The organism is Vreelandella jeotgali Hwa, from assembly GCF_000334215.1.
Classification (GTDB): domain Bacteria; phylum Pseudomonadota; class Gammaproteobacteria; order Pseudomonadales; family Halomonadaceae; genus Vreelandella; species Vreelandella jeotgali.
Map to the genome: position 1 here is coordinate 218,244 of NZ_AMQY01000023.1, position 24,102 is coordinate 242,345.

The 24,102-nt window shown below is 65.3% G+C and carries 20 protein-coding genes; 8 read left to right on the forward strand and 12 right to left on the reverse strand.

Translation table 11 applies throughout. The features are described 5' to 3' along the window. Positions 1-87 precede the first annotated feature (87 nt). From C793_RS0111450 to C793_RS0111480, 7 genes are read left to right on the forward strand one after another with little or no spacing between them, the layout of a single operon-like run. On the forward strand, positions 88-1,128 hold the full coding sequence (locus C793_RS0111450; protein WP_017431085.1) for an aminoglycoside phosphotransferase family protein: 1,041 nt from the start codon (positions 88-90) through the stop codon (positions 1,126-1,128). A 26-nt stretch (positions 1,129-1,154) separates the two neighbouring features. Continuing rightward, positions 1,155-2,390, forward strand: a complete 1,236-nt coding sequence (locus tag C793_RS0111455) for an ABC transporter substrate-binding protein (protein WP_017431086.1) — start codon at positions 1,155-1,157, stop codon at positions 2,388-2,390. 2 nt (positions 2,391-2,392) lie between these two features. Further along, positions 2,393-4,102 carry an ABC transporter permease gene (locus C793_RS13915; RefSeq protein WP_017431087.1) on the forward strand — a complete coding sequence of 570 codons (1,710 nt, stop codon included), beginning with the start codon at positions 2,393-2,395 and terminating at the stop codon, positions 4,100-4,102. Beyond that, the gene (locus C793_RS0111465; RefSeq protein WP_017431088.1) at positions 4,095-4,799 is read left to right on the forward strand and encodes a TIGR04283 family arsenosugar biosynthesis glycosyltransferase; all 705 of its coding nucleotides are present in this window, start codon (positions 4,095-4,097) and stop codon (positions 4,797-4,799) included. The genes C793_RS13915 and C793_RS0111465 overlap by 8 nt, the downstream gene beginning before the upstream one ends. Beyond that, positions 4,789-5,478: a TIGR04282 family arsenosugar biosynthesis glycosyltransferase gene (locus tag C793_RS0111470; RefSeq protein ID WP_017431089.1), complete on the forward strand. Its 690-nt coding sequence runs from the start codon at positions 4,789-4,791 to the stop codon at positions 5,476-5,478. Before C793_RS0111465 ends, C793_RS0111470 begins: the two co-directional genes overlap by 11 nt. Next, positions 5,475-7,640, forward strand: a complete 2,166-nt coding sequence (locus C793_RS0111475; protein WP_017431090.1) for a dihydrolipoyl dehydrogenase family protein — start codon at positions 5,475-5,477, stop codon at positions 7,638-7,640. Before C793_RS0111470 ends, C793_RS0111475 begins: the two co-directional genes overlap by 4 nt. Further along, positions 7,637-8,767, forward strand: coding sequence for an FAD-dependent oxidoreductase (locus C793_RS0111480; RefSeq protein ID WP_040475453.1), 1,131 nt, complete (start codon positions 7,637-7,639; stop codon positions 8,765-8,767). Before C793_RS0111475 ends, C793_RS0111480 begins: the two co-directional genes overlap by 4 nt. Here C793_RS0111480 and C793_RS0111485 read toward each other — a convergent pair. The 9 genes from C793_RS0111485 to rho form a co-directional block, all read right to left on the reverse strand. Continuing rightward, on the reverse strand, positions 8,764-9,255 hold the full coding sequence (locus tag C793_RS0111485) for an META domain-containing protein (protein ID WP_017431092.1): 492 nt from the start codon (positions 9,253-9,255) through the stop codon (positions 8,764-8,766). The two genes, C793_RS0111480 and C793_RS0111485, sit on opposite strands and share 4 nt — an antisense overlap. Positions 9,256-9,276: 21 nt before the next feature. After that, positions 9,277-9,717 carry a lactoylglutathione lyase gene (gene gloA, locus C793_RS0111490; RefSeq protein ID WP_017431093.1) on the reverse strand — a complete coding sequence of 147 codons (441 nt, stop codon included), beginning with the start codon at positions 9,715-9,717 and terminating at the stop codon, positions 9,277-9,279. A 72-nt stretch (positions 9,718-9,789) separates the two neighbouring features. Further along, entirely contained in the window at positions 9,790-10,554 is a 765-nt protein-coding gene (locus tag C793_RS0111495) for an MliC family protein (protein WP_017431094.1), read from the reverse strand. 27 nt (positions 10,555-10,581) lie between these two features. Beyond that, the gene (locus C793_RS0111500) at positions 10,582-11,097 is read right to left on the reverse strand and encodes a DUF3087 family protein (RefSeq protein WP_017431095.1); all 516 of its coding nucleotides are present in this window, start codon (positions 11,095-11,097) and stop codon (positions 10,582-10,584) included. Between the two features lie 58 nt (positions 11,098-11,155). Beyond that, complete coding sequence (locus C793_RS0111505) at positions 11,156-12,256, reverse strand: 3-deoxy-7-phosphoheptulonate synthase (RefSeq protein WP_017431096.1); 1,101 nt, start codon at positions 12,254-12,256, stop codon at positions 11,156-11,158. Positions 12,257-12,829: 573 nt separating this feature from the next. Continuing rightward, positions 12,830-12,955: a hypothetical protein gene (locus C793_RS14795; protein WP_017431098.1), complete on the reverse strand. Its 126-nt coding sequence runs from the start codon at positions 12,953-12,955 to the stop codon at positions 12,830-12,832. A gap of 129 nt (positions 12,956-13,084) precedes the next feature. After that, positions 13,085-13,822 carry an FAD-binding oxidoreductase gene (locus C793_RS0111520; protein WP_026106264.1) on the reverse strand — a complete coding sequence of 246 codons (738 nt, stop codon included), beginning with the start codon at positions 13,820-13,822 and terminating at the stop codon, positions 13,085-13,087. Positions 13,823-13,870: 48 nt separating this feature from the next. Next, on the reverse strand, positions 13,871-15,373 hold the full coding sequence (gene ubiD, locus C793_RS0111525) for a 4-hydroxy-3-polyprenylbenzoate decarboxylase (protein ID WP_017431100.1): 1,503 nt from the start codon (positions 15,371-15,373) through the stop codon (positions 13,871-13,873). A gap of 78 nt (positions 15,374-15,451) precedes the next feature. After that, positions 15,452-16,711, reverse strand: coding sequence for a transcription termination factor Rho (gene rho / locus C793_RS0111530; protein ID WP_017431101.1), 1,260 nt, complete (start codon positions 16,709-16,711; stop codon positions 15,452-15,454). 526 nt (positions 16,712-17,237) lie between these two features. On the opposite strand from rho, the gene C793_RS0111535 reads away from it, so the two are divergent. After that, on the forward strand, positions 17,238-18,260 hold the full coding sequence (locus C793_RS0111535) for a Ppx/GppA phosphatase family protein (RefSeq protein ID WP_017431102.1): 1,023 nt from the start codon (positions 17,238-17,240) through the stop codon (positions 18,258-18,260). Here the strand turns inward: C793_RS0111535 and tilS are convergent. The 3 genes from tilS to dnaE all read right to left on the reverse strand — a co-directional run bounded on the left by tilS (position 18,196) and on the right by dnaE (position 24,064). Next, positions 18,196-19,509, reverse strand: a complete 1,314-nt coding sequence (tilS, locus tag C793_RS0111540) for a tRNA lysidine(34) synthetase TilS (RefSeq protein WP_026106265.1) — start codon at positions 19,507-19,509, stop codon at positions 18,196-18,198. The two genes, C793_RS0111535 and tilS, sit on opposite strands and share 65 nt — an antisense overlap. Further along, positions 19,490-20,446 carry an acetyl-CoA carboxylase carboxyltransferase subunit alpha gene (locus C793_RS0111545; RefSeq protein WP_017431104.1) on the reverse strand — a complete coding sequence of 319 codons (957 nt, stop codon included), beginning with the start codon at positions 20,444-20,446 and terminating at the stop codon, positions 19,490-19,492. Before C793_RS0111545 ends, tilS begins: the two co-directional genes overlap by 20 nt. Before the next feature lie 117 nt (positions 20,447-20,563). Continuing rightward, positions 20,564-24,064 carry a DNA polymerase III subunit alpha gene (gene dnaE, locus C793_RS0111550; protein WP_017431105.1) on the reverse strand — a complete coding sequence of 1,167 codons (3,501 nt, stop codon included), beginning with the start codon at positions 24,062-24,064 and terminating at the stop codon, positions 20,564-20,566. Between the last annotated feature and the right edge of the window lie 38 nt (positions 24,065-24,102).

Below are 24,102 nucleotides of genomic sequence, written 5' to 3' on the forward strand. Positions count from 1 at the left end.
AATTTTCCGACCGCATACGGCTCTCGTCAAACGTTTACCCGATGCCAGAAAGCGTAAAAACCACCGCCCCGGAGCCAAGGAGCGCTCATGCCTATCGCCCTCGCCCCGCTTGAGGCCGCCCTGCACCACGCCGGCATCGACTACCGCTCGCTGGCGCCCATGGCGGATACCGGGCTGGCCCACGACCACGTCTGGCTGTACCGCGACGACGGCGACCGGGTAGCCCGACTGCCCAAGCAAAGCCAGATGAACCTGGCACCGGAAACCAATCTGGCCTACCAGGCCGCCTGCTACCGCCGCACGGCGGCAAGCGGCCACACGCCGCAGCTGGAAGCGGTACTGCAACCCGGTAACGATCTGCCCCGGGGCGGGCTGGTGGTTGAGGCTATTCGCGGCCGGCCGGCGCAGCTACCCGACGACCTGCCGCACATCAGCCAGGCGCTGGCCGCTATTCACCGCCTGGCGCTGCCGCCCGTGAGCCAGCGGGAGCCGCTTCTCGCGCCGGAAGACCCGTGGCACGCCATGCGCCGCGAAATCGCCGAACAGGTCGACTTTGTCGACACGGCCCGGCTGCCCGACGCCGTCAGCCGGCGCATTTACGCCGCGTTGGACACCTTGCCTGCCAGGCTGGACGACTCCGTCACCAGCCTGATCAGCTTTGATGCCCACCCGGGCAACTTCCTCATCGACGAGCGCGGGCGCGCGGTATTGGTGGACCTGGAGAAATGCCGCTACGGCCTGGCCGGTTTTGATCTGGCCCACGCCAGTCTCTACACCTCGACCACCTGGGATGTGAATAGCCGCGCGGTGCTTGAGCCGCAGCAGGTCGCCGACTTTTACCGCCACTGGCAGCGCGCCATGGGCGATACGACGGACGGCGACGCGGCCACGTTGCTGGCCTGCCGCCGCGCCATGTGGCTATGGTCGCTGACCTGGTGCGCCAAGTGGCGTACCCAGTACCTACAGGAAAGCGATGCCAACCATGGCGGCGAAGACTGGTCGGCGGAGCTTAGCGACCCGGCGCTGATTGAACACGTGCGCGAGCGCGTCGAGCACTATCTGTCGTTGGACGCCATCGAACACGTGGAAGCCGAGTTTGCCTACCTCGAAGACGCGCTCACCGCCTAGCCGCATACCGACACAAGGATACCGCCATGCCCCGCCCGTACCGCCGGACCGCACTGCTGAGTGCCGGCCTCACGTTAGCTCTGTCGCTACCCGCCGCCGCGCAGCCCAAGATTGACGACTGGGACGCCGTGCTGAAGCGCGCCGAAGGCCAGACCGTCTACTGGAATGCCTGGGGCGGCGACTCGCGCACCAACCGCTATATCGACTGGGTGGCCGGGCAGATGCAGGAGCGTTTCGACGTCGAGGTGGAACACGTCAAGCTGGAAGACGCCAGCAGCGCCGTCTCGCGGGTGCTGGCGGAAAAGCAGGCGGGCAACGACGCCGACGGCAGCATCGATGCCATCTGGATCAACGGCGAAAACTTCGCCGCCATGCGCGAGCATGACCTGCTGTTTGGCCCCTTTGCCGAGTCGCTGCCCCACTTCGCGTTGACCAACCCGGCAGACAACCCCGAAGTGGTCACCGACTTCACCCTGCCCGTTGAGGGCCATGAATCCCCCTGGGGCCGCGCACAGATCACCTTTTATTACGACAGCCAGGCCGCCGGGTTTGGCACGAGACAAACGCCGCCGGGCACCATGCACGAGCTGCTCGACTGGGCGCGGGAAACCCCCGGACGCTTTACCTACCCGCGCATCCCCGACTTCACCGGCAGCACCTTTTTGAAGCAGGCGCTGATTGAGCTTACCGACCAGGACGAAGCGCTCTACCAGCCGGTGTCCGAAAGCGACTTTGACGCCGTCACCGCGCCGCTGTGGGACTATCTGGATAAGCTGCACCCGCACCTGTGGCGCAAGGGCGAAAGCTTCCCCGCCTCGGGGCCCAGGCTACGCACCCTGATGAGCGACGGCGAGCTGGACCTGGCGTTCTCGTTCTACCCCACCGACGCCGCCGTGGCGGTGAAGGAATACCAGCTGCCGCCGAGCGTGCGCAGCTACGTGCTCGACGGCGGCACCCTGGGCAACGTGCACTTTGTGGCGATTCCCTACAATTCGCCGCACAAGGCCGGCGCCATGGCGCTGGCCAACTTTTTACTCTCGCCGGCGGCCCAGGCGAAAAAGCAGTCGCTGGACTACTGGGGCGATCGCACCGTGCTGGACGTAAGCCGGCTGAGCGAGGCGCAGCGGGCGCTGTTCGAGACGCAGAACGACAACCCGGCGCTGCCCCCGGCCGACGCCTTCGACAACACCCTGGCCGAGCCGCACCCCAGCTGGATGACCGCGCTGCAGGATGCCTGGCTTGAGCGCTACGGAGCTCAATAAGCATGCTGCGGCTGGCACCCCTCCTGGTCATTGCCCTGCTGACGCTGCCGGTGGCGGCGGGGCTTGCCATGATTGCGCTGCCGGCCTTTGGCTACCTGCCGGTGCTCGGCGGCGACACGTTCAGCCTGGCGCCCTGGCAGGAACTGTTTGCCCAGCCGGGGCTATGGCGTTCGGCCGCGCTGAGCCTGGCAAGCGGGCTTATCACCCCGGCCGTGGCGCTGGTTGCCGTGGTGCTGTTTCTCGCCGCCGCGCAAAACGGCCGCCTGGCCCGGGGCGTACGCCGGCTGATCTCGCCGCTGTTGGCCATTCCCCACGCCGCGCTGGGCTTTGGCCTGGCGTTTTTAATCGCGCCGTCGGGGCTCGCCATGCGCGCTGCCTCGCCCTGGCTGACCGGTGCCGAACGGCCGCCGGACGCGCTGATCGTCAACGATCCGCTGGGGCTTTCACTGATGGCGGGGCTGATACTCAAGGAAATCCCCTTTCTGCTGCTGATGAGCCTAGCCGCGCTGAATCAGCTCAGACCGGAAAAGCACGTCGAGATCGCCCGGTCGCTGGGCTACGCACCGACGACCGGCTGGCTGAAAACCGTGCTGCCCGGGCTTTATCCGCTTATTCGGCTGCCGCTGTACGCCGTTATCGCCTACGCCAGCGCCAACGTGGATATGGCGCTGATTTTGGGCCCGTCGCTGCCGCCGCCGCTTGCGGTATCCATTCTTGAATGGTTCAACGACCCGGATCTCAACCGGCGCTTTATGGCCTCGGCGGCGGCGATGATGCAGCTGGGCGTCACGCTTACCGCCCTGGGGCTCTGGTGGCTGGGCGAGCGGCTCACCGCATATACGCTGCGCCCCTGGCTCAGCGCCGGCGGCCGCCAGCGTGGCGAGCGCGTGCTGACGTTGACCGGTCGCACGCTGCTGACCGGCGCGGGACTTGTCGCTCTCGCGGCACTGGCCGGGCTGGTGATATTTTCCGTGGCCGGCTTCTGGCGCTTTCCCGACGCCCTGCCGCAAGGCTTTACCCTGGATCACTGGCAGCGCTTTACCCCGATGCTGGGTGAGGCGCTTGGCAGCACCGCGACCATTGGGCTGGTCGCTACGCTGGTGGCGACGCTTCTGGTGCTGGCCGTGCTGGAAAACGAACACCGCCGACATATTCGTCCGGCGCGGGCGCTGTGGCTTTTGTACCTGCCGCTGATCGTGCCGCAGATTGCGTTTCTCTTCGGCCTGGTGGTGGCCGCCGAGAGCGCCGGCATTGCCCCCCAGATGGGGCTGGTAATTGCCGGACACCTGCTGTTTGTGCTGCCCTATGTGTACCTGTCGCTTGCCGAGGCCTACCGCCGGCTGGACCCGCGCTGGCTGGAAATCGCACGCTCGCTGGGCGTAACGCGCAATGCCGCGTTCTGGCGGGTGCGCCTGCCGCTGCTCGCCGCGCCGCTGCTAACGGCGTTTGCCGTGGGACTTGCCATCAGCATTGGCCAGTATCTGCCCACCCGGCTACTCGGCGCGGGCCGCGTGGAAACCGTGACCACCGAGGCGGTAGCGCTGGCCTCCGGCGGCAACAGGCGGCTGATCAGCGTCTGGGCGCTGGTTCAGGCGCTGCTGCCGCTGGCGGGCTTTATGCTGGCCGCCACGCTGCCGACGCTGTTTACCGCGCCCCGGCATCGCCCGCGATGCGCCAAATCCACTCCGCAAAAGGACGCAACGCTTGCCTGAAACCGACGTCTCTGCAGCGCCGGGCATCAGCATTGTCATGCCGGTGCTGAACGAAGCCGCGACGCTTGCCACCGCCCTCGACACGCTTGCCCCCCTGCGCCGGCGAGGCGTGGAGCTGGTGGTGGTCGACGGCGAAAGCACCGATAACAGCGCCTCCATCGCGCTGCCGCGGGCCGATACCGTGCTTGCCGGCCCGCCCGGGCGCGGCGTCCAGATGAATCTCGGCGCCAGCGCCGCCGACGGCGATACGCTGGTATTTCTCCACGCCGATACGCATCTGGCCGAAGACGCCCCAAAGCAGATTCAGCGCGCGCTTGCTACACGCCGCTGGGGCCGCTTTGACGTCACGCTTGCCGGCCGGAGCCGCTGGCTTGACGTCATTGCCGCGCTGATGAACGCCCGCTCGCGCTTCACCGGCGTCGCCACCGGTGACCAGGCGATGTTCATGACGCGTGCCGCCTTTGCCGCCGCCGGTGGTTTTCCCGAGCAGCCGCTGATGGAGGACATCGCGCTTTCCAAACGGCTGAAAAAGGCCGGCCGACCCGCCTGCCTGAAAAGCCGAGTGACAAGCTCGGGCCGGCGCTGGGAGGAGCGCGGCATCTGGCGCACGATATGGCTGATGTGGCGGCTGCGCTGGCGCTACTGGCGCGGCGAAGATCCCGCACGCCTGGCTCGGGAATACCGCGATGCCCACTGACTATGGCCACCAGCGCCGCCCGATAGCGCTGCATCTGCTGGCCAAGGCGCCGATTCCCGGCAAAGCCAAAACCCGGCTGAATCCCCGTCTCGGCGCTTACGGGTCGGCCAGCGCCCACGCCGAGATGGTCAAGCGCTGCGTGGTTCACGCCTGCCGGGCGCTGCCGGCAGCGCAGGTGACCCTGTGGACCGCGCTCGACCACGAGCACCCGCTGTTCCTGGCGCTGCAACAGCGCCTTGGCATCAACCTGGCGCCCCAGCCCGAGGGGGATCTTGGCGTGCGCATTCGCCACGCGCTGGCAAGCACCTTTCCCAGCACCCCAGGCCCCGCGATGATCATGGGTAGCGACTGCCCCTCGATTACGCCCGAACTCATCCAGACCTGTGCGGCGCGGCTGGCGACACATCCCGTGGTGATTCTGCCCGCCGAGGACGGCGGCTACGGGCTGATCGGCACGAACGATGACTACCCGGCGCTGTTTCGCGATATTCCCTGGGGCGGCGGCGAGGTGCTGAACGTGACCCGCAAACGCCTTGACGCGCTGGGGCTCAAGGCGGCCTTCCCCGCTACCGTATGGGACGTGGACCGCCCCGAAGACTGGCAGCGCTACCGCCGCCTGTACCCCCGCGCGCCGTCCCTTGCACCCTCTTCTTTTTCCTCAAGCCGGAACTGCTCATGACACAAAAGACGTCCGTGAACCGCAAACGCCTGCTGCTTCTCGCGTTACTACTGGTAGCCGTCGCCGCCTTTTTTGCCACCGGCGCCCACCAGTGGTTCAGCCTGGAGACGCTCAAAACCTACCAGAGCAACTTTCAGGCGGCCTTTGACCAGCACCCGTGGCAGATCGCCGGGGCGTTTTTTATCGCCTACGTGATCATCACCGCGCTGTCGCTGCCCGGCGCGGCGATCATGACCCTGCTGGGCGGGGCGCTGTTCGGCCTTGCCGTGGGTTTGGTGCTGGTGTCCTTTGCCAGCGCCATCGGTGCCACGCTTGCCTTTCTTATCTCGCGCTACCTGCTGCGCGGCCCCATCGAACACCGCTTTCCCGGGCGCCTGACGGCGATCAACCGCGGCGTGGACCGCGACGGCGCGTTCTATCTGTTCAGCCTGCGGCTGGTGCCGGCGTTTCCGTTTTTCGTCATCAACCTGGTGATGGGCCTTACCCGGCTCAAGGCGCGGACGTTTTACTGGGTCAGCCAGGCGGGAATGCTTCCCGGCACCGTGGTGTTCGTCAACGCCGGCGGCCAGCTGGGCGAGATCGAGCGCCTGGGCGACGTGGTGTCGCCGGGGCTGGTGGCTTCCTTTGTGCTGCTGGCGATATTTCCCTGGCTGGCGCGAAAAATCATGCGGCTGGTCCAGCGGCGCAAGATCTATCAGGGCTTTGAGCGGCCCCAGCGCTTTGACTATGACATGCTGGTGATCGGCGGCGGATCGGCGGGGCTGGTGAGCGCCTACATCGGCACCGCGGTGAACGCCAAAGTGGCGCTGGCAGAGGCCGGCGACATGGGCGGTGACTGCCTGAACACCGGCTGCGTGCCTTCCAAGGCGCTGATACGCGCGGCACGCGCCGCCCACGAGGTGCGCCACGCCGAGCGCTTCGGCATTCTCACCGGTCAAGACGCCGGCGCTCCCGAGGTGGACTTTTCTCGTGTCATGGGCCACGTGCACAGCGCCATCGCCGACGTCGCCCCCCACGACAGCGTCGAGCGCTACACCGATCTCGGCGTGGACGTGCTCCAGGCCAAAGCCACGCTTGCCACGCCCTGGGAGGTCGACGTTGGCGACAGGCGCGTAAGCGCTCGGCACATCGTCATCGGCACCGGCGCGCGCCCGGCGATACCGCCGCTGCCGGGCATCGACCAGGCGCGGGTGCTGACCTCGGAAAATCTCTGGCAGCTGGAAGAGCTGCCCGGGCGGCTGGCCATTCTCGGCGGCGGCGCCATCGGCTGCGAGCTGGGCCAGAGCTTTGCCCGGCTGGGTAGCCAGGTCACGCTGGTTGAAGGCGACGAGCAACTGCTGGGCCGCGAAGACGTAGAAGTCGGCGAGCACATGGCCACGACCCTGGAGCGGGACGGCGTCACCGTACTAACTCAAGCTCGCGCCGAACGCATTAGCCACGACGGCGGCCAGCGCCTGCATATCAGCCGCGCTGACGGCAGCAAAGACAGCGTCGAGTTCGACTACCTGCTGGTGTGCGTGGGCCGCCGTGCCAACGTCGAAGGGCTGGGCCTCGAGGCGCTGGGCATCGCCACCGATACCGGCACCCTGGAGCTCAACCGTCAGCTGCAGACCCGGCTGCCCAACGTCTGGGCCTGCGGCGACGTCGCCGGCCCCTATCAGCTGACCCACGCCGCCGCCCACCAGGCCTGGCACGCCGCGGTCAACGCGCTGTTCGGCGAGCTCAAACGCTTCAACGTCGACTACCGCTTTATCCCCGCGGTGGTGTACACCCAGCCGGAAGTCGCCCGGGTGGGGCTCAACGAGCGCGAGGCTAAAGAGCAAGGCATCGCCTATGAGCTGACTCGCTACGCCATGAACGAGAGCGACCGCGCCATTGCCGAAGGCGCCACAGCGGGCTTTATCAAGGTACTCACCGTGCCCGGCCGCGACAGGATTCTGGGCGCGACCATCGTGGCCGAAAACGCCGGCGAGTGGCTGGGCGAGTTCAGCCTGGCGATGAAGCACAATCTGGGGCTAAACAAGCTTTTGGGCACCATTCACCCCTACCCCACCCTAAGCGAGGCCGCCAAGGCCACCGCCGGCGCATGGAAAAACGCCCACAAGCCCGAGCGCGTGCTTAAATTACTGAAACGCTACTTTACCTGGCGGCGCGGCGCATGAAAGAGCTTGTATTGACCGGCGGCGGCCACACACACGCCTTTGTGCTCGAAGCCTTTGCCCAAAGGCCCGAGCCCGGCGTGCGCCTGACCGTGATCAGCGAAAGTTCGCTTGCCGCTTATTCCGGCCGCGTGCCGGCCTGGCTTGGCGGCGAGTGCACGCTCAGGGAAACACAGATCGATATCGCCGCGCTGTGCCGCCGCGCCGGTGCGCGTTTTATCGAGCAGCGTGCGGCTGCATTCAGCGCTGCGAAGCGGGAGGTCACGCTTGAAAACGGCAAGCAGTTGGGCTTTGACATAGCCTCGATCAATGTCGGCGCCACCCTGGATAAACCGGCGGCAGAGGCATCAGCGCCCTGGCTTCTGGCCATGCGCCCGCTTGCTGCGCTGCCGTCGCGCTGGCAGGCGCTTTGTGAACGCGTGGACGCCCTGCCGTCGGGCAGCCGCCAGAAGATCGTCAGCGTGGGCGGCGGCGCGGCCGGATGCGAAACCTTGCTTTCCGTGCTGGCCGAGCTGCGCGCCCGCCGTCCGGACCTGGTCTTTGACGCCGAACTGTTAAGCGCCGGCAATACGCTTTTGCCCGAGGCGGGCCGGCTGCCCCGAGCGCTGGTGGCGCGGGCGCTGAACAACGCCGGCGTGATGCAGCGCACCGGCGTGCGAGCAAACGGGCTCGGTGAGAGAGCGGTAACGCTTGCGGAGGGGGCGCCGGTGCCGGCGGATATCGTGCTCTGGGCCACCGGTGCGGTGGGCCACGGCTGGCTTGAAGACAGCGACTTAACGCTTAACGAGCGCGGGTTTATCGAGGTGGGCAAAAGCCTTGAAGCCAGGGGCGCGCCCGGAGTGTTTGCCGCCGGCGACTGCGCGGCGTTCCCTACCGCGCTGCCCAAGGCCGGCGTTTACGCCGTGCGCGCGGGGCCGCATTTGGCCGAGAACCTGCGCCGGACATGCCGAGGCGAGCCGCCCGTAGAGTGGCAGCCGCCCCGGCGGGTACTGGCGCTGATCGGCACCGGCAATGGCCGCGCGGTAGCAAGCTACGGCTTACTGGGCGCCTCGGGCCACTGGGCGTGGCGCTGGAAGGAACGCATCGACGGGCGCTTTATTGACCGTTTTAACCCCGGGATCCGAGGCTAATCCGCCTTGTGCCAGCCGCCGATCACCCGGCTATCCCGGCCGAAAAACACCAGACGGTCGTGGTCGATCAGGTAGCGGTAGGCGTTTTCCAGCATGTCGGTGACGCGCTTAGCGTCATCAAGCTGCGGGCAGGCCTTGCGCGTGGTGGCAAGCTCCTCGACGTCGATGCGCTGTTTGTCGCCAAGCGTGGCCGTACCGGTAAAGCGGTTGCAGCCGTCGCTGCCGCTGATTTTGCCATCCTGCGACAGGCGAAAATACGCCGGCTCGGGTAGATCAAGATGCTCATGGGTGCCAAGCAGCAAGAGGTTCCAGCGCTTGCCGACGATGTCGCCGGTGAGCGGGCGGCTCGTCTCGCCTTTATTGTCCACGTCGTCGGGTTCCGGGGACGATGGCGTGCTCGAGCAGGCTGCTAACACCATCATCGAGACAGCCAACCCGGCAGCCGCCAGGCGCCGGGGTTTAAAAGCAGGCTTGAGGGGAACGGTCATGTTGTTTCCTTGCGGCGGCGCCTACCAGGTGCCGGTGTTTTCCATGGAAGCCCAGGGCTCGGTCGGCTCCAGCGGCTCGCCCTTTTGCAGGAGCTCCACCGAGATACCGTCCGGCGAGCGCACAAAGGCCATGCGGCCGTCACGGGGCGGACGATTGATGGTGACGCCGTTGTCCCTGAAGTGTTGGCAAAGAGCGTAAATGTCGTCTACCTCGTAGGCCAGATGGCCAAAATTGCGCCCGCCGTCGTAGGTTTCCGGGTCCCAATTGTGGGTCAACTCGATTTCCGGCGCCTTGAGCCTCGCCGAGCGGGTCTCGTCTTCCGGCGCGGCAAGAAACACCAGGGTAAAACGGCCCTTTTCGTTGTCCTTGCGGCGCACCTCGGCAAGGCCCAACAGATCGCAGTAAAAATGCAGCGCGGCGTCCAGGTCGCTGACGCGGACCATGGTGTGCAAATAGCGCATGACGTACCTCACCGATCAAAAAGTTGGTGCAAAGAGGCTAACCCCACGACCGGCGCCTGACAAGCGCGGCGTTCAGGGCGCGATGCCTTCGCCGCAGCCGCTATACTGCTCGCCGTCGATGGAGACGGTGACCCGGGCCGGGTGCGGCCTGCCGCTCATGTCGTCAAAGCAGGCGCCGGCTTCGATACGCACGCGGAAAAACCGTGCGGCGTCGGCGTTTTCCAGCACGACTCGGCCGGCATCGTTGTCCATGACGCTCATCATGTACTGCCGCGTTGCGGTGCTGTCATCACCGCTGGCGGCATTGGTATCAAGCTCGAGCACGGGGTCGTGATTATCCAGCTTGAGAGTCCAGCCCGGCTCGTTGCCGTGGGCAAAAAACATCACGCCGGGATGATCCTCGCGGGTACGAGCGTCGCGCTTGTGCGCCAGATGGCACTGGAGCTGACCGCGCGGGGTTTCTACCTGCGCTTTTTTGCCCCGGTTCCAGAAGCTGATCTCGCCGTTCTGGTAGCGCGCACCGCTGGCCACCACCGCCTGGGGCAGCTGCCAGGCACCGTGCAGCGACCAGAGTTTCAGCGTTTCATCGCCAAAGGCGGTGACCAGATTCTGATTGGCCGGCGAACAGCGCCAGGCGTCAAACCTGTTGGCCTCGCCGGGAAACAGCGATGGCGGCAATAGCGGGGCATCAAGAGCGACATCGGATGACGAATCGGGCGTGCCGGCGGTATCAGCCGCCGGGTCGCTCGCCGGCGTGGTGCCGGTACTCATACAGCCGCTTAGTAGCGCCAATGCCGCTACCACGGCGACCGGCCGGACATGGCGATGAATTCCCATGCAGTCTCCCTGTAATGGATCGTTAACTCAGGCGGGCCTATAGCGATGCAGCTTATCGGGGTCGAAGCCTTCGACCTCATCGGGCAGGTCCAGCGCTTCGCGCTTGAGCTGGACCTGCAGTTTTTCCGCCAGGCGTTCGGCATCATCGTCGGTGGTGCGGCCGTTAAGCTCGGCCAGCTGTTCCATCCCCTGATGATAAAAGGTCAGAATATCCAGCGCCTGACGGTCATCCTCTTCCACCGCCTGGCGCAGCGACGTCAAGTAGCCGCTGATCTGCCCCAGGTGGTGCTTGAGCTGCCAGGCATAACGCATTTCGACCATCCAGGGCCGATCCTTGAGCGCGGCAAACATCGCGCTGGTGGCCAGCAGCCCGAGCACCACGCCGAGGGCATTAAGTGCCAGGCTGCTGCCAAAAGCGGCGGTCAGAATAACCGCAAACAGCATGCCGAGCACCGCGAACTGCCCCGCCATCAACAGACTGATAATACGCGACTTGCGCCGATAGGCATGACCGTCCTGGTGGTGCAATGTAAAGCGCGCCATGCGCAACTCCCTGATAGCGTTCAACAATAGCGGCAGTAACCGCTGAAACAAAGCGTCCTCAGCGCTGACCTGCCAGCCGCTCGGCAGCGGTCCTGATCAGATGTTCGGTCGTATCCCAGCCGATGCAGGCATCGGTCACCGAAACGCCGTGGCGCAGCGCCCCGGGCTGGAGGGGCTGCTTGCCCGGATGCAGGTGGCTTTCCAGCATCAGCGCGGCCAGATTCGGGTTGCCCGCTTCGCGCTGGGCCAGCACGTCGAGCATCACTTCGCTCTGGCGGCGGTGATCCTTGCGCGCGTTGGCGTGGCTGCAGTCGACCATCAGCCGCGGGTTGTGCCCGGCGTCTACAAGCGCGCGGGTAGCCGCCTGTACGTGGGCCGCCTGATAGTTGGGCTCGCCGCTGCCGCCACGCAGCACCAGGTGAGTATGCGGGTTGCCTGAAGTTTCTGCCACTACCGGCCGGCCTTCGGCGTCCATGGCCAGGCGTTGATGCGGGTGCGCCGCCGCGCCCATGGCATCCACGGCGACCTGAACGCCGCCGCCGGTGGCATTCTTGAAACCCACGGCGGCCTCCAGACCGCTGGCCAGCTCGCGGTGCAGCTGGCACTCGGTAGTACGCGCGCCGATGGCGACCCAGCCAAGCAGGTCGTCCAGATACGGCGCCAGCATGGGCTGCAAAAGCTCGGTGGCCACGGGCAGACCGCACTCGGCCACGTCGCGCATCAACTCCCGGGACAGCGCCAGCCCCCGAGCGATATTACCGCTGCCGTTCAGGTCCGGATCGTAGGCCAGTCCTTTCCAGCCAACGGTGGTGCGGGGTTTTTCCACGTAGACGCGCATCACCGGCAGGACCTGCCCGGCCACGTCGTCGGCGAGCCGGGCAAGCCGTTCGGCATACTCCCGGACAGCACGAGGATCGTGCACCGAACAGGGCCCCACCACCATGAGCAGGCGCGAGTCGTCACCGGACAGGATGCGTTTCACCGCCGTGCGCTGATCGCGGATACGCTCGGCCAGCGCCGGTGCAAGCGGGCAGGCGGTGCGCAGTTCGGCGGGCGTCGGCAGTGGCCGAGCAGCGGCCGGCGTGTGGGTCGACGAGAGGGGGTCGGGCTGTGTCGTATCAAGCGTGGTCGTATCGAGGGCAGTCGCAATCGCACTCATGGGTTAGCTCTCCGCAGGCAGGGGACATCGTGGGCTTTCGCCACCGCTATGCACACGATCGGAGGTGGCTACTGCTACCGACCGCGCGAGGCTAAATCGCCACCCATCGCCATACGCCGGATAGCCGTATGCCACGGGGAAAGCGGTATGAACCAGTGCGCGGTAACTCATGGTGCAGCTCCTGTTGAGTGTGATCTTGATACCGGGCCAAACGACCTGCCGGCCTGCGCCGAAAAGCCAACCCGATGCCGGAAAGCAAAAAGCCCCGGCGGGAGAGAACCCACCGGGGCTTTTCGCGGCAGGCAATCCGTTGGGGAATGCCCGTTGGCACGACTCAATCGCCGGCCACGGCCATCCCCTGGCCAAACCAGTATCCATAACCCGGGCAGCCGGCTGCCGCGGCGCCGTTCAGCGGCGTCGTGGACATCGGGTCGACAGGGGAATCGAATAGCATGCGGCGGTCCTGCAGTCTGAATATCGATCAAGGAAATAGCGATCAAAGGCTTGGCCGGGCTGTCGGGCCGTATCGAGTCACAGCTTAGCCCGCTGGCCGGTTGGCTGACAAGCGGCGGTTCAGCCGGTAAACAGCTGAATCCAGCCGATGGTAGCCGGCAGGCAGGTCATGCCGACCAGCACAATCAGTCCCATCAGGATGGAAAAGAAGCCTGTATTGTCGCCTTGGTGTTCATCGTGGGCCATATCAAGCCTCCTGATATCGGTTGGGCGCGGTTGAAAACGATACTGTCCGCCGCCCGGTGCAGCAGCGCTGACGTCCCGGGCGGCGGATTTCGTCTTCAGTGTAGCAAATGTCCTACCGATATTTCAGCTTTAATCGCGGGGCGCGTAGCTGAAGACATCGGAAAAGACCCGATCGGCGTCGATATCCTTGCCTTTCAGCACGTCGAGGGTGGCATACACCATACCCGGCGATCCGGACAGGTAGACATCGCACTCCGACGGCGCCAGGTCGGCCTGCTCCAGCACTTCGTCGATGCGCCCGCGGTGGTGGTAAAGCCGATCACCGGCGGCGAGCGGCTCGTTCAGCGGCTGCTCGGTCACCGCATGGAAAGTGAAGCCCGGGCAGGTCCGGGCCCAGCGGCTGGCCAGCGGCTCCAGATACAGCTCGCGGTGTTCGTACGCGGCCCACCAGAGGTCGATCCGGCGGTCGGGGTTCTGCTCCAGCGCGGCCTCGACGATGGCTTTCATCTGGGCAAAGCCGGTGCCCGCAGCAATCAACAGCAGCGGGCGGCTACTGGCGTGATCCAGCACGCAGTCGCCGCCGGGCAGGCGTACGGTGAGCTGATTGGCTTCCCGCAACAGCTCGCGCAGCTGCGCCGAGTTGCTGCGCTCGGGCCAGTGCTGTACGTGCAGTTCCAACCGGCCGTCGCCGCGAGTGGCGCTGGCGATGGAGAACGGCACCCAGGTCGATTCGTCAAGCGCCAGCTCCAGATACTGCCCCGGCGCGTGGCTCATGACTTCGGCGCGTCCCTCCAGGGTGACGCCAAACACATCGGGGGTCAGGTTTTCCACCTCGGTGACCTGAACGGTCATCGTCCTTGCGCTCATGCAAACCTCTTGTCCAGCGTCTCATGTCAGGGGCGACGCAATGTATACTCAGTGGCTGCCGCCGCTGCGTGCCGGCGGCAGGGGAATGCCGATACCCAGCGACGCCCAGCGCTCGTCTACCCGCGCCTTGACGTCGCTGTTCATGGCGATGGGGCTGCCCCACTCGCGATCGGTCTCGCCGGGCCATTTGTTGGTGGCATCAAAGCCCATCTTGGAGCCCAGCCCCGAAACCGGCGAGGCAAAATCCAGATAGTCGATGGGGGTGTTGTCTACCATTGTGGTATCCCGCGCCGGGTCCATGCGCGTGGTCATCGCCCAGATTACGTCTTCCCAGCGGCGGGCGTCGACATCATCGTCGAGCACCACCACAAACTTGGTGTACATGAACTGGCGCAGAAAGCTCCACACGCCCATCATCACCCGCTTGGCGTGGCCGGGATACTGCTTTTTCATGGTCACCACCGCCATGCGGTAGGAACAGCCTTCGGGCGGCAGGTAGAAGTCGACGATTTCGGGAAACTGCTTGCGCAGAATAGGCACAAACACTTCGTTGAGCGCCACGCCCAGAATCGCCGGCTCGTCGGGCGGGCGACCGGTATAGGTGGAATGATAAATCGCGTCCCGGCGCCGGGTCAGCCGCGTCACGGTAAAGACCGGAAACCATTCGACCTCATTGTAGTAGCCGGTATGATCGCCGAAGGGGCCTTCGGGCGCGGTGTCGTCGGGGTAGATATAGCCTTCGAGGATGATTTCCGCCGAGGCCGGGACTTCCAGCTCGGCGTGGCCGCACTTGACCAGCTCTGTACGCGACCCGCGCAGCAGGCCGGCAAAGGCATATTCCGAGAGCGTATCCGGCACCGGCGTGACCGCACCGAGGATGGTCGCCGGGTCCGCGCCCAGCGCGACCGCCACGGGAAAGGGCTCGCCGGGGTGCGCCTGCTGAAACTCCTGAAAGTCCAGCGCTCCGCCGCGGTGGGACAGCCAGCGCATGATCAGGCGGTTGTTGCCGATTTTCTGCTGGCGGTAGATGCCCAGGTTCTGGCGCTCTTTATGTGGGCCTTGGGTCACCACCAGCGACCATGTCACCAGCGGCGCCGCGTCGCCCGGCCAGCAGTGCTGAATCGGCAGGCGGTCGAGGTCCACATCGTCGCCCTCTTCTACCACTTCCTGCACCGGGGCGCGCTTGACGCTTTTGGGCCCCATGCTCAGCACCTGCTTGAAAATCGGCAGCTTCTGCCAGGCGTCTTTCAGCCCCTTGGGCGGGTCGGGCTCTTTCAGAAACGCCAGCAGCTTGCCGATCTCGCCCAGCGCCTCGACGCTGTCTTCGCCCATGCCCATGGCCACCCGCTCGGGCGTACCGAACAGATTACCCAGCATCGGCATGTCGTGGCCCTTGACGTTGTCGAACAGCAGCGCCGGGCCGCCCGCGCGCAGGGTGCGGTCGCAGATTTCGGTGACTTCCAGATAGGGATCGACCTCGGCGCTGACCCGGACCAGCTCGCCCCGGGCTTCCAGCGCCTGGATAAACTCACGCAGATCGCGGTATTTCACGACGGGCTCCTGTGCTCTACAGCATGGCCGACGGCGGCAGCGCTGTGTGCGGCGCTCGCCGGCGAAACAGCGTCCGGCTTAACGGCGCTTCATCGCCTCGAAGAATTCCAGGTTGGTTTTGGTATCCTTCAGGCGGTCGATCAGGAACTCGGTGGCACCGGTATCGTCCATCGGATTCAACAGCTTGCGCAGAATCCACATGCGCTGCATTTCTTCTTCCGAGGCGATCAGGTCTTCACGGCGGGTGCCGCTACGGCGGATATTGAACGCGGGGAAAACGCGCTTTTCGGCCAGTTTACGGTCCAGGTGGGCTTCCATGTTGCCGGTGCCCTTGAACTCCTCGAAGATGACTTCGTCCATCTTCGAGCCGGTATCCACCAGCGCCGTGGCCAGAATCGTCAGGCTGCCGCCCTCTTCAATGTTGCGCGCCGCACCGAAAAAGCGCTTGGGCTTTTCCAGCGCGTGGGCGTCAACGCCGCCGGTGAGCACCTTGCCGGAGCTCGGCACCACGGTGTTATAGGCCCGGGCCAGGCGGGTAATGGAGTCGAGCAGCACCACGACGTCCTTCTTGTGCTCGACCAGCCGCTTGGCCTTCTCGATCACCATCTCGGCGACCTGAACGTGGCGCGCCGGCGGCTCGTCAAAGGTCGAGGCCACCACTTCGCCGCGCACGGTACGCGCCATCTCGGTGACTTCCTCGGGGCGTTCGTCGATCAGCAACACAATCAGGTGGCACTCGGGATTGTTGCGCGTGATCGAGGTGGCGATATTCTGCAGCATCAGCGTCTTGCCCGCCTTGGGCGGCGATACCAGCAGCCCGCGCTGGCCCTTGCCGATGGGCGCGGTGAGATCGAGAATCCGTGCCGTCAGGTCTTCCCGGGAGCCGTTGCCCATTTCCATGCGCATGCGCTCGTCGGGGAACAGCGGCGTCAGGTTCTCGAAGAGAATCTTGTGCTTGGCGTTTTCCGGCCGATCCAGGTTGATCTGACTCACCTTGAGCAGCGCAAAGTAGCGCTCGCTGTCCTTGGGCGGGCGGATCTTGCCGGCGATGGAGTCACCCTTGCGCAGGTTGAAGCGCCGAATCTGCGACGGCGAGACGTAGATATCGTCCGGGCCGGCCAGATAGGAGCTGTCGGCGCTGCGCAGAAAGCCAAAGCCATCCTGGAGAATTTCCAGCACACCGTCGCCGTAGATGTCCTCACCGCTCTTGGCGTGCTTTTTGAGGATGGCGAAAATGATGTCCTGTTTGCGCGAACGAGCCAGGTTGTCAATCCCCATCTCGCGGGCGATCTTGAGCAGCTCGGGAACAGTTTTTTGCTTGAGTTCGGTAAGATTCATCGGTGTGTCAGAACATTGCTCATGGAAGCAAGGCGCCAGGCGCCAAGAAGAAGAAAGGGGGCGCGAAAGTTCGCCGTATGATGCGTTCAGATTCCGCCAGGGGGCGTGTTCGACATGCAAGGATTCAGGCTGAACCGGGGAAACCGGAATTCAGCTCGACATGCCAACGCCTGTAAACAGGGCCCAGCGCCGGGAATGCGGGTGCAACGGATCATCTGACGACTTGGACATCAGGCCAGCTCTATCACTGCTGCAGATCTGACTCTGAAGCGACCTTATCACGAAATAAAGCCGATTCTGCAAGATAACGCTTGATACACATCATGCTGGAGGTTGGGTAGTACCGGCTCGATAACACCCGGGTGGGCCGGAGCCGATGCGGTAGAACGCTTGCGATGCGTCAATTCGGCTCGAACCGGCACTGATATTAGTCAAGCCGGGCGCTGAACGCAAGGCCCGCCGGATTGACAAGGCTGGCCGCGCCACGCAGCCTTGTTGAGAGATCTTTCAAGGAAAGCCCCTGCCCATGGCAATACCCCCGGCCAGCCACACCCCGCCTCGCCCCGCTTCGTCCCGTCTGGCCTCGCTTCGCGCGCCGCTGGCCGCGATGGATCTGGGCTCCAACAGCTTTCATCTGCTGGTCGCCGACGTCATCGGCGGACGGCCGCGCGTGATGGCCCGGCGCGGGGTCAAGGTACAGCTGGCGGCGGGGCTTGATGCCGACGGCAATCTCGACGAGGCGGCCATGCAGCGCGGACTCGACTGCCTGCAGGAATTTGCCGGCATGCTGGAGCAGATAGCCGGCCCCCGGCTGCGCATTGTGGGCACCAACGCGCTGCGCGAGGCGTCCAATCGGCAGGTGTTTCTGGCGCGCGCCGAAACGCTGCTGAACCATCCGGTCGAGGTTATTTCCGGCCGCGAGGAAGCCCGCCTGATCTATCTTGGCGCGGCCCGGGCCCGCGCCGTCAGGGGGCGGCGCCTGCTGATCGATGTGGGCGGGGGCTCCACCGAGATGACCCTCGGCAAACGCATGACGCCGCAAAAGTTGGAAAGCCTGGCGATGGGCTGCGTTACCTATTCCCGTCGCTTCTTTGCCGATGGCGTTCTCGGCGAGGCGCAAATGCAAGCCGCCGAACAGGCGGCGCTGGAGCAGCTCGCGGCTGTTCGAGGGCCGTATCGGCAGGCAGGGTGGCACGAAGCCGTGGGCACCAGCGGCACCGTCAAGGCCATTGCTCGCGTGCTCCGCGCCAGCGGCGATACCCGGGAAAAGGGCCTGATCACCCGGGCGGGTCTTGAACGGCTGCGCACCCGGATACTCGGCTACCCGCATATTGACGCCCTGGCTCTCAAGGGGCTGAAAGCCAACCGGGCGGGAATTTTCCCCGCCGGCGTCGCCATTGTAACGGCGATATTTGACGCCCTGGGGCTGGATAAACTGCGCTTTGTCGATGGCGCCCTGCGCGAAGGCATACTGTATGACATGCTCAGCGCGCTGCCCGCCCAAACTGCCAGCCAGCGGCCTGGCAAAGCCGCTCAGCGGGCGCCCTGAACGCGGCTACACAGGTATCTCCCGCCCATAGCACCACGACGGCATCGCGCTGCCAGGGCGGCACGTCGGCCTCGGCCAGCAGCCGCTTGAGATCGCGCCGGCCGCGTCCGGCCAGGCGAATCACCTCGCCACCCCGCCGCCAGGTGGCTACCAGCGTAGTCGCAGCGCCGGCGTCCTGCCGCTCCATCCACACCGGTCCAAGCGGGGTGGCCAGCGGTGCTCTGCCGTCCCACGCCACCTGCCAGTCACTTGCCGCGGGGTTTGCCCACGGCGCGTCGGGCAGCAGGTACAGCCGCCCGCGCCAGACCCGGGCGCAGGCGCCGGGCCAGGCGACACGCACCCGGGCATCGGGCGCCGCGTCCAGCTGATCCAACAGCGTTTCCAGCCGCTTTTGCGGCGGCGTGGCAAGCTCCAGCTGGCGGCAGAACGTACGTACCAGCAGGCGCTGACGGGCGCGCTCGCGGGCCGCCAGGGCAGAGGCGTCGAGCTGATCGACGTCCACTCTCAGCGTTTCCAGCTCTTCGGCGGCGTAGGCTTCCAGCAGCGCGTCGGCATCCTGGATATGCCCGGCAGCGGTAGCCAGCGCGCGTTCGGCCTGGGGCCAGCGCGCTTCCAGCGCGGGGAGAATACGATGACGCAGATCGTTGCGCGCCAGGCGGGTATCGGCATTGGTGGGGTCGTCGCACCAGCAGAGTCGGCCGTCACGCTCAAGCGCGCGGGCATGATCGACAAGCGTGCCGTGCGGCACGTCGAGCCAGGGGCGAGCCAGCGCAATGCCCCGATAGTCGCGCCGGGGCGGCATCGCCGCCAAGCCGCGCACACCACTGCCGCGCATGGCCGCCAGCAGCCAGGTCTCCGCCTGATCGGTTCGGTGCTGCGCCAGCCACAGCGTATCGCCGGCGGGCACCTGTTCGGCAAAGGCGGCGTAACGAGCCTCCCGGGCGGCCCCTTCCACGCCCTTGCCCGCGGTATCCACGCTGACCGGAACCACGGTTAGCGCTACGCCCCATCGCTTGCAGAGCGCACGGCAGTGACGTTCAAAATCGGCAGCGGCTGCCTGCAGGCCGTGATTGATATGCAGGGCACACAGCCTGCGCCCTCGGGCTCGACAGGCCTCGGCGGCCAGCGCGAGCAGCAGCGAAGAATCCATACCGCCTGACAGCGCTACCCAAACGCAGCGCCCCGGCGGGACATCCGCTAGGGCGCGTTCCAGCAGTGGCTCGAGGGTCTTATGCGGCGGGGGCGCCATAGCTCATCAGCCGCTCATAGCGCCGTGCCAGCAGCGCGTCGGTATCCAGACCCTGCAGCCGCTCGAGGCTCTGGCTCAGCGTTTCCCGGACCCGCTCGGCGGTCTGCTCGTAATAGCAGTGGGCGCCGCCCAGCGGCTCGCGGATCAGCGAATCGACGAACCCGAGCTCCTGCAGCCGCTCGGCGGTAATGCCCATGGCCTGTGCTGCTTCGGAGGCTTTCTCGGCGCTTTTCCACAAAATCGAGGCGCAGCCTTCCGGCGAGATCACTGCATAGGTCGAATACTGCAGCATCGCCAGCTCGTCGCACACGCCGATGGCCAGGGCGCCGCCGGAGCCACCCTCGCCGATCACGGTGGAAATGATCGGGGTTTTCAGCCGCGACATCACCGCAAGGTTATGGGCAATCGCTTCGGACTGACCGCGCTCTTCGGCATCGATGCCCGGATAGGCACCGGGGGTGTCGATAAAGGTGAACACCGGCAGGCGGAAGCGCTCGGCCATTTGCATCAGGCGGCAGGCCTTGCGATAGCCTTCCGGGCGCGGCATGCCGAAGTTGCGCCGTACCTTCTCCTTGACGTCGCGGCCTTTCTGATGGCCGATGACCATCACCGGCTTGTCGTCGAGACGGGCGATGCCGCCAATCAGCGCGGCGTCGTCGGCGAAGCGGCGGTCGCCGTGAAGCTCGTCAAAGTCGGTAAAAACGTGCTCGATATAGTCCCGGGTATACGGCCGCCGGGGGTGGCGCGCCAGCTGGGTAACCTGCCAGGGCGTCAGGTCCTTGAAGATGGACTCGGTCAGCTTGCGGCGCTTGGCCTCCAGACGCTCGACCTCATCGGCGAGGTTGACCTGATTGTCGGAGCTGACCAGTCGCAGCTCTTCAATTTTTGCCTGCAGCTCGGCAATCGGCTGCTCAAAATCGAGGTAGTTGGGGTTCATGGGCGTCGCCTGTAAAAGAAAACCTGAAAAACCGGTAAGAAAGAAGTCTGCATGGGCGCATTATCGCAGCTTGCCCCTGCCAGACAAGGCGGTCGCGCAGCGGCAATGGCTCCGGCGTCAGCGGTAGCGCAGTTTAACCCCGGCCTGACCCTGAACATCGCGCAGGGCCAGCAGCAGCTGATCGCAGGGCGCTACCCGCCATGTATCGTCCAGCGCCAGCCAGGCCGTCGCCTCCGGGTGGCGGTATTGCAAGCGCACCGGCAGGCCGGTGGTATCGCAGTGGGGCGTCAGGCTATCACGCAGGCTGTCCACCAGACGACCGTTCACCCGGGTGGCGTCCAGCGCAATATCCACCGACTGCCCATAGCGCACCCGCGCCGTGACCATGGGCGTAACGTCCTTGCCACGAAGTTTGACGCCGCCGGAATAGTCATCGTTGGCGACCTCGCCTTCGACGATAATCACTTCATCGGTGTCGATCTGCCCCCGCAGGGCGTCATACACTTCGCCAAACAGCGATGCCTCGATGCGCCCGGTCCGGTCGTCCAGGGTGATAAACGCCATGGTATCGCCGCGTTTGGACTTCATGGTGCGCATACCGATGACCAGCCCGGCCACGCGCTGAGGCTCCCGCGACGGGTTGAGATCGGCGATGCGCGTCGATACAAAGCGCTTGAGCTCGGACTCGTATTCATCGATGGGGTGCCCGGTGAGATACAGCCCCAGGGTGTCCTTTTCTCCGGCCAGGCGTTCGCGGTCGGTCCAGTCGCGGACGCCGCGATAGTCGGCGTAGACGTCGCGGTCGGCCGCCGGGGCAAAGGCTTCACCGAACATGTCGGGCATGCCCGCGCTCTGGTTGGTATGGTTTTGCGCCGCCGCCTTGAGGGCATCTTCCATCGACGCCGCAAGCGCGGCGCGAGTAGCGCCCAGGTTATCCAGCGCGCCAGCGCGAATCAGCGCTTCCAGGGTGCGCTTGTTGATGCGTTTGGGGTCCAGCCGGCGACAGAAATCGAAGAGGTCGGAAAAAGCACCGCCGTCTTCCCGGGCCTCGACAATCGCACCAATGGGCCCTTCGCCCACCCCGCGAATGGCGCCCAGGCCGTAGACGACTCGGCCGTCTTCGTCGACGTTGAACTTGTAGGCGCCGACGTTGACGTCCGGCGGCGTGACGGTCAGCCCCAGGTAACGGCACTCCTCGATCAGCGGCACTACCTTGTCGAGGTTGTCCATTTCGGTGGACATCACCGCCGCCATGAACGGGCCGGGATAGTGGGCCTTGAGCCAGGCGGTCTGGTAGGACACCAGCGCGTAGGCCGCCGAGTGCGACTTGTTGAAGCCGTAGCCGGCAAACTTCTCGACCAGATCGAAGATGTTGCCCGCGAGGTCTTTTTCGATACCGTTTTCCGCGCAGCCTTCCATGAAACCCGCGCGCTGCTTGGCCATTTCCTCGGGCTTTTTCTTGCCCATGGCCCGGCGCAGCATGTCCGCCTGCCCCAGCGTATAGCCGGCCAGCACCTGGGCGATCTGCATCACCTGCTCCTGATACAGAATGATGCCGTAGGTGGGGCCGAGCACGGGTTTCAACAGCTCGTGCTGGTAGTCCGGGTGTGGATAAGACACTTCGGCACGGCCGTGCTTGCGGTTGATAAAGTCGTCGACCATGCCCGACTGCAGCGGGCCCGGACGAAACAGCGCCACCAGCGCGATCATGTCGTCCAGCGAGTCCGGCTGTAGACGCTTGATCAGCTCCTTCATGCCCCGGGATTCGAGCTGGAACACCGCCGTGGTCTCGGCCTTTTTCAGCTTCTCGAAGGTGGGTCTGTCATCCAGCGGAATGGCGTTGATATCCAGCGGCGCTTCGCCCTCCGCGGCGCGCACCTGATCCACCATTTCCAGCGCCCAGTCGATGATGGTCAACGTGCGCAGGCCCAGAAAGTCGAACTTGACCAGACCGGCGTCCTCGATGTCGTTCTTGTCGAACTGGACCATCAGCCCCGAGCCGTCGTCGTCGCACAGCAGCGGCGAGAAATCGGTAAGTTTGGTGGGAGCGATCACCACCCCGCCGGCGTGCTTGCCGGTGCCCCGGGTAATGCCCTCCAGCTTGAGCGCCATGTCCCAGATTTCCTCGGCCTCGTCGTCGGCGTCGAGAAACTCCTTGAGCGCAGGCTCGGCTTCGATGGCCTTGCCCAGGGTCATGCCCACGTCAAACGGGATCAGCTTGGAGAGCTTGTCGCCCAGTGAGTAGGGCTTGCCCTGGGCCCGGGCCACGTCGCGCACCACGGCCTTGGCCGCCATGGTGCCGAAAGTGACGATCTGGGAGACGGCGTCGCGCCCGTAGCGTTCGGCGACGTATTCGATGACCCGGTCGCGCTTTTCCATACAGAAGTCGACGTCAAAGTCGGGCATGGACACGCGCTCGGGGTTCAAAAAGCGCTCGAACAGCAAGTCGTAGCGGAGCGGGTCAAGATCGGTAATCTTCTGCGCGTAGGCCACCAGCGAGCCGGCGCCCGAGCCGCGCCCCGGTCCCACCGGCACGTCGTTATCCTTGGCCCACTGGATAAAGTCCATGACGATCAGGAAATAGCCGGGGAACCCCATCTGCAGGATGATATTGAGCTCGAAGTCCAGCCGTTCGCGGTAGCGGGCATCGATCTCGCGCCAGGCATCGCTGTCGCGCGGGTGCTCAGACTTCGGGTAGAGAAAATCCAGCCGCTCGGTCAGGCCGTCGTGAGAGACCTGGCGGAAGTACTCTTCCTGCGTCATGCCCTCGGGGATGCCGAATTCGGGCAGGAAAATTTCGCCCAGGCGCACGTCGACGCTGCAGCGACGCGCGATCATGACGCTGTTTTCCAGCGCTTCGGGAATATCGGCAAACAGCTCGGCCATTTCGTCCGGCGTTTTCAGGTATTGCTCTTCGCTGTAATGCTGCTCCCGACGCGGATCCGCCAGCGCCTTGCCCTCGCCGATGGCAACCCGGGTTTCGTGGGCGCGAAAGTCATCGCGCTCAAGAAAGCGCACGTCGTTGGTCGCAACCACCGGTGTGTCGGTGTCCAGCGCCAGCGTCACGCTGGCGTGGACGCAGTCTTCCTCCAGCGCCCGGCCGGTACGCACCAGCTCCAGATAAAAGCGCCCGGGGAACGCCGCCTGCCACTGTTCGAGCTGCTGGCGAGCGTCGCGCTCATGCCCGGCCAGCAGGTGGCGGCCGACGTCGCCGTCGCGGCCGCCGGACAGCGCAATCAGCCCGTCGCTTTGCTCGAGCACCCAGCTTTTTTGCAATAGCGCCCGGCCCTGATGCTGACCTTCGACCCAGCCACGAGAAATCAGCTCGGTGAGGTTGCGGTAGCCGGTCTCGTTCATCGCCAGCAGCGTCAGGCGGTATGGGTGCGCCTCGTCATGGGGGTTGGCCAGCCACAGATCGCTACCGATAATCGGCTTGAGCCCGGCGCCCTGAGCGCCGGTGTAGAACTTGACCAGCCCGAAGAGATTGGCTTCGTCGGTAAGCGCGACCGCCGGCACCTCGCGCTCGGCGGTAGTACTCACCAGCGGTTTGAGCGTCACCAGGCCATCCACCAGGGAAAACTCGCTGTGAACACGCAGATGAACAAAGGGAACGGTCATGGAAGTCTCGGCAAAAAGTCTCGGCAAAATGCGGAAAG

Bases quoted from the DNA above. Each gene is read 5' to 3' on its own strand.
- C793_RS0111535 (WP_017431102.1), top strand. From the start codon at position 17,238: ATGGCAATACCCCCGGCCAGCCACACCCCGCCTCGCCCCGCTTCGTCC.
- dnaE (WP_017431105.1), bottom strand. From the start codon at position 24,064: ATGACCGTTCCCTTTGTTCATCTGCGTGTTCACAGCGAGTTTTCCCTG.
- gloA (WP_017431093.1), bottom strand. From the start codon at position 9,717: ATGCGCTATTTGCACACCATGGTCCGCGTCAGCGACCTGGACGCCGCG.
- C793_RS0111500 (WP_017431095.1), bottom strand. From the start codon at position 11,097: ATGGCGCGCTTTACATTGCACCACCAGGACGGTCATGCCTATCGGCGC.
- C793_RS0111470 (WP_017431089.1), top strand. From the start codon at position 4,789: ATGCCCACTGACTATGGCCACCAGCGCCGCCCGATAGCGCTGCATCTG.
- C793_RS0111475 (WP_017431090.1), top strand. From the start codon at position 5,475: ATGACACAAAAGACGTCCGTGAACCGCAAACGCCTGCTGCTTCTCGCG.
- rho (WP_017431101.1), bottom strand. From the start codon at position 16,711: ATGAATCTTACCGAACTCAAGCAAAAAACTGTTCCCGAGCTGCTCAAG.
- C793_RS0111455 (WP_017431086.1), top strand. From the start codon at position 1,155: ATGCCCCGCCCGTACCGCCGGACCGCACTGCTGAGTGCCGGCCTCACG.
- tilS (WP_026106265.1), bottom strand. From the start codon at position 19,509: ATGGCGCCCCCGCCGCATAAGACCCTCGAGCCACTGCTGGAACGCGCC.
- C793_RS0111495 (WP_017431094.1), bottom strand. From the start codon at position 10,554: ATGGGAATTCATCGCCATGTCCGGCCGGTCGCCGTGGTAGCGGCATTG.
- C793_RS0111505 (WP_017431096.1), bottom strand. From the start codon at position 12,256: ATGAGTGCGATTGCGACTGCCCTCGATACGACCACGCTTGATACGACA.
- C793_RS0111450 (WP_017431085.1), top strand. From the start codon at position 88: ATGCCTATCGCCCTCGCCCCGCTTGAGGCCGCCCTGCACCACGCCGGC.
- C793_RS0111545 (WP_017431104.1), bottom strand. From the start codon at position 20,446: ATGAACCCCAACTACCTCGATTTTGAGCAGCCGATTGCCGAGCTGCAG.
- C793_RS13915 (WP_017431087.1), top strand. From the start codon at position 2,393: ATGCTGCGGCTGGCACCCCTCCTGGTCATTGCCCTGCTGACGCTGCCG.
- C793_RS0111485 (WP_017431092.1), bottom strand. From the start codon at position 9,255: ATGACCGTTCCCCTCAAGCCTGCTTTTAAACCCCGGCGCCTGGCGGCT.
- C793_RS0111480 (WP_040475453.1), top strand. From the start codon at position 7,637: ATGAAAGAGCTTGTATTGACCGGCGGCGGCCACACACACGCCTTTGTG.
- C793_RS0111520 (WP_026106264.1), bottom strand. From the start codon at position 13,822: ATGAGCGCAAGGACGATGACCGTTCAGGTCACCGAGGTGGAAAACCTG.
- C793_RS14795 (WP_017431098.1), bottom strand. From the start codon at position 12,955: ATGGCCCACGATGAACACCAAGGCGACAATACAGGCTTCTTTTCCATC.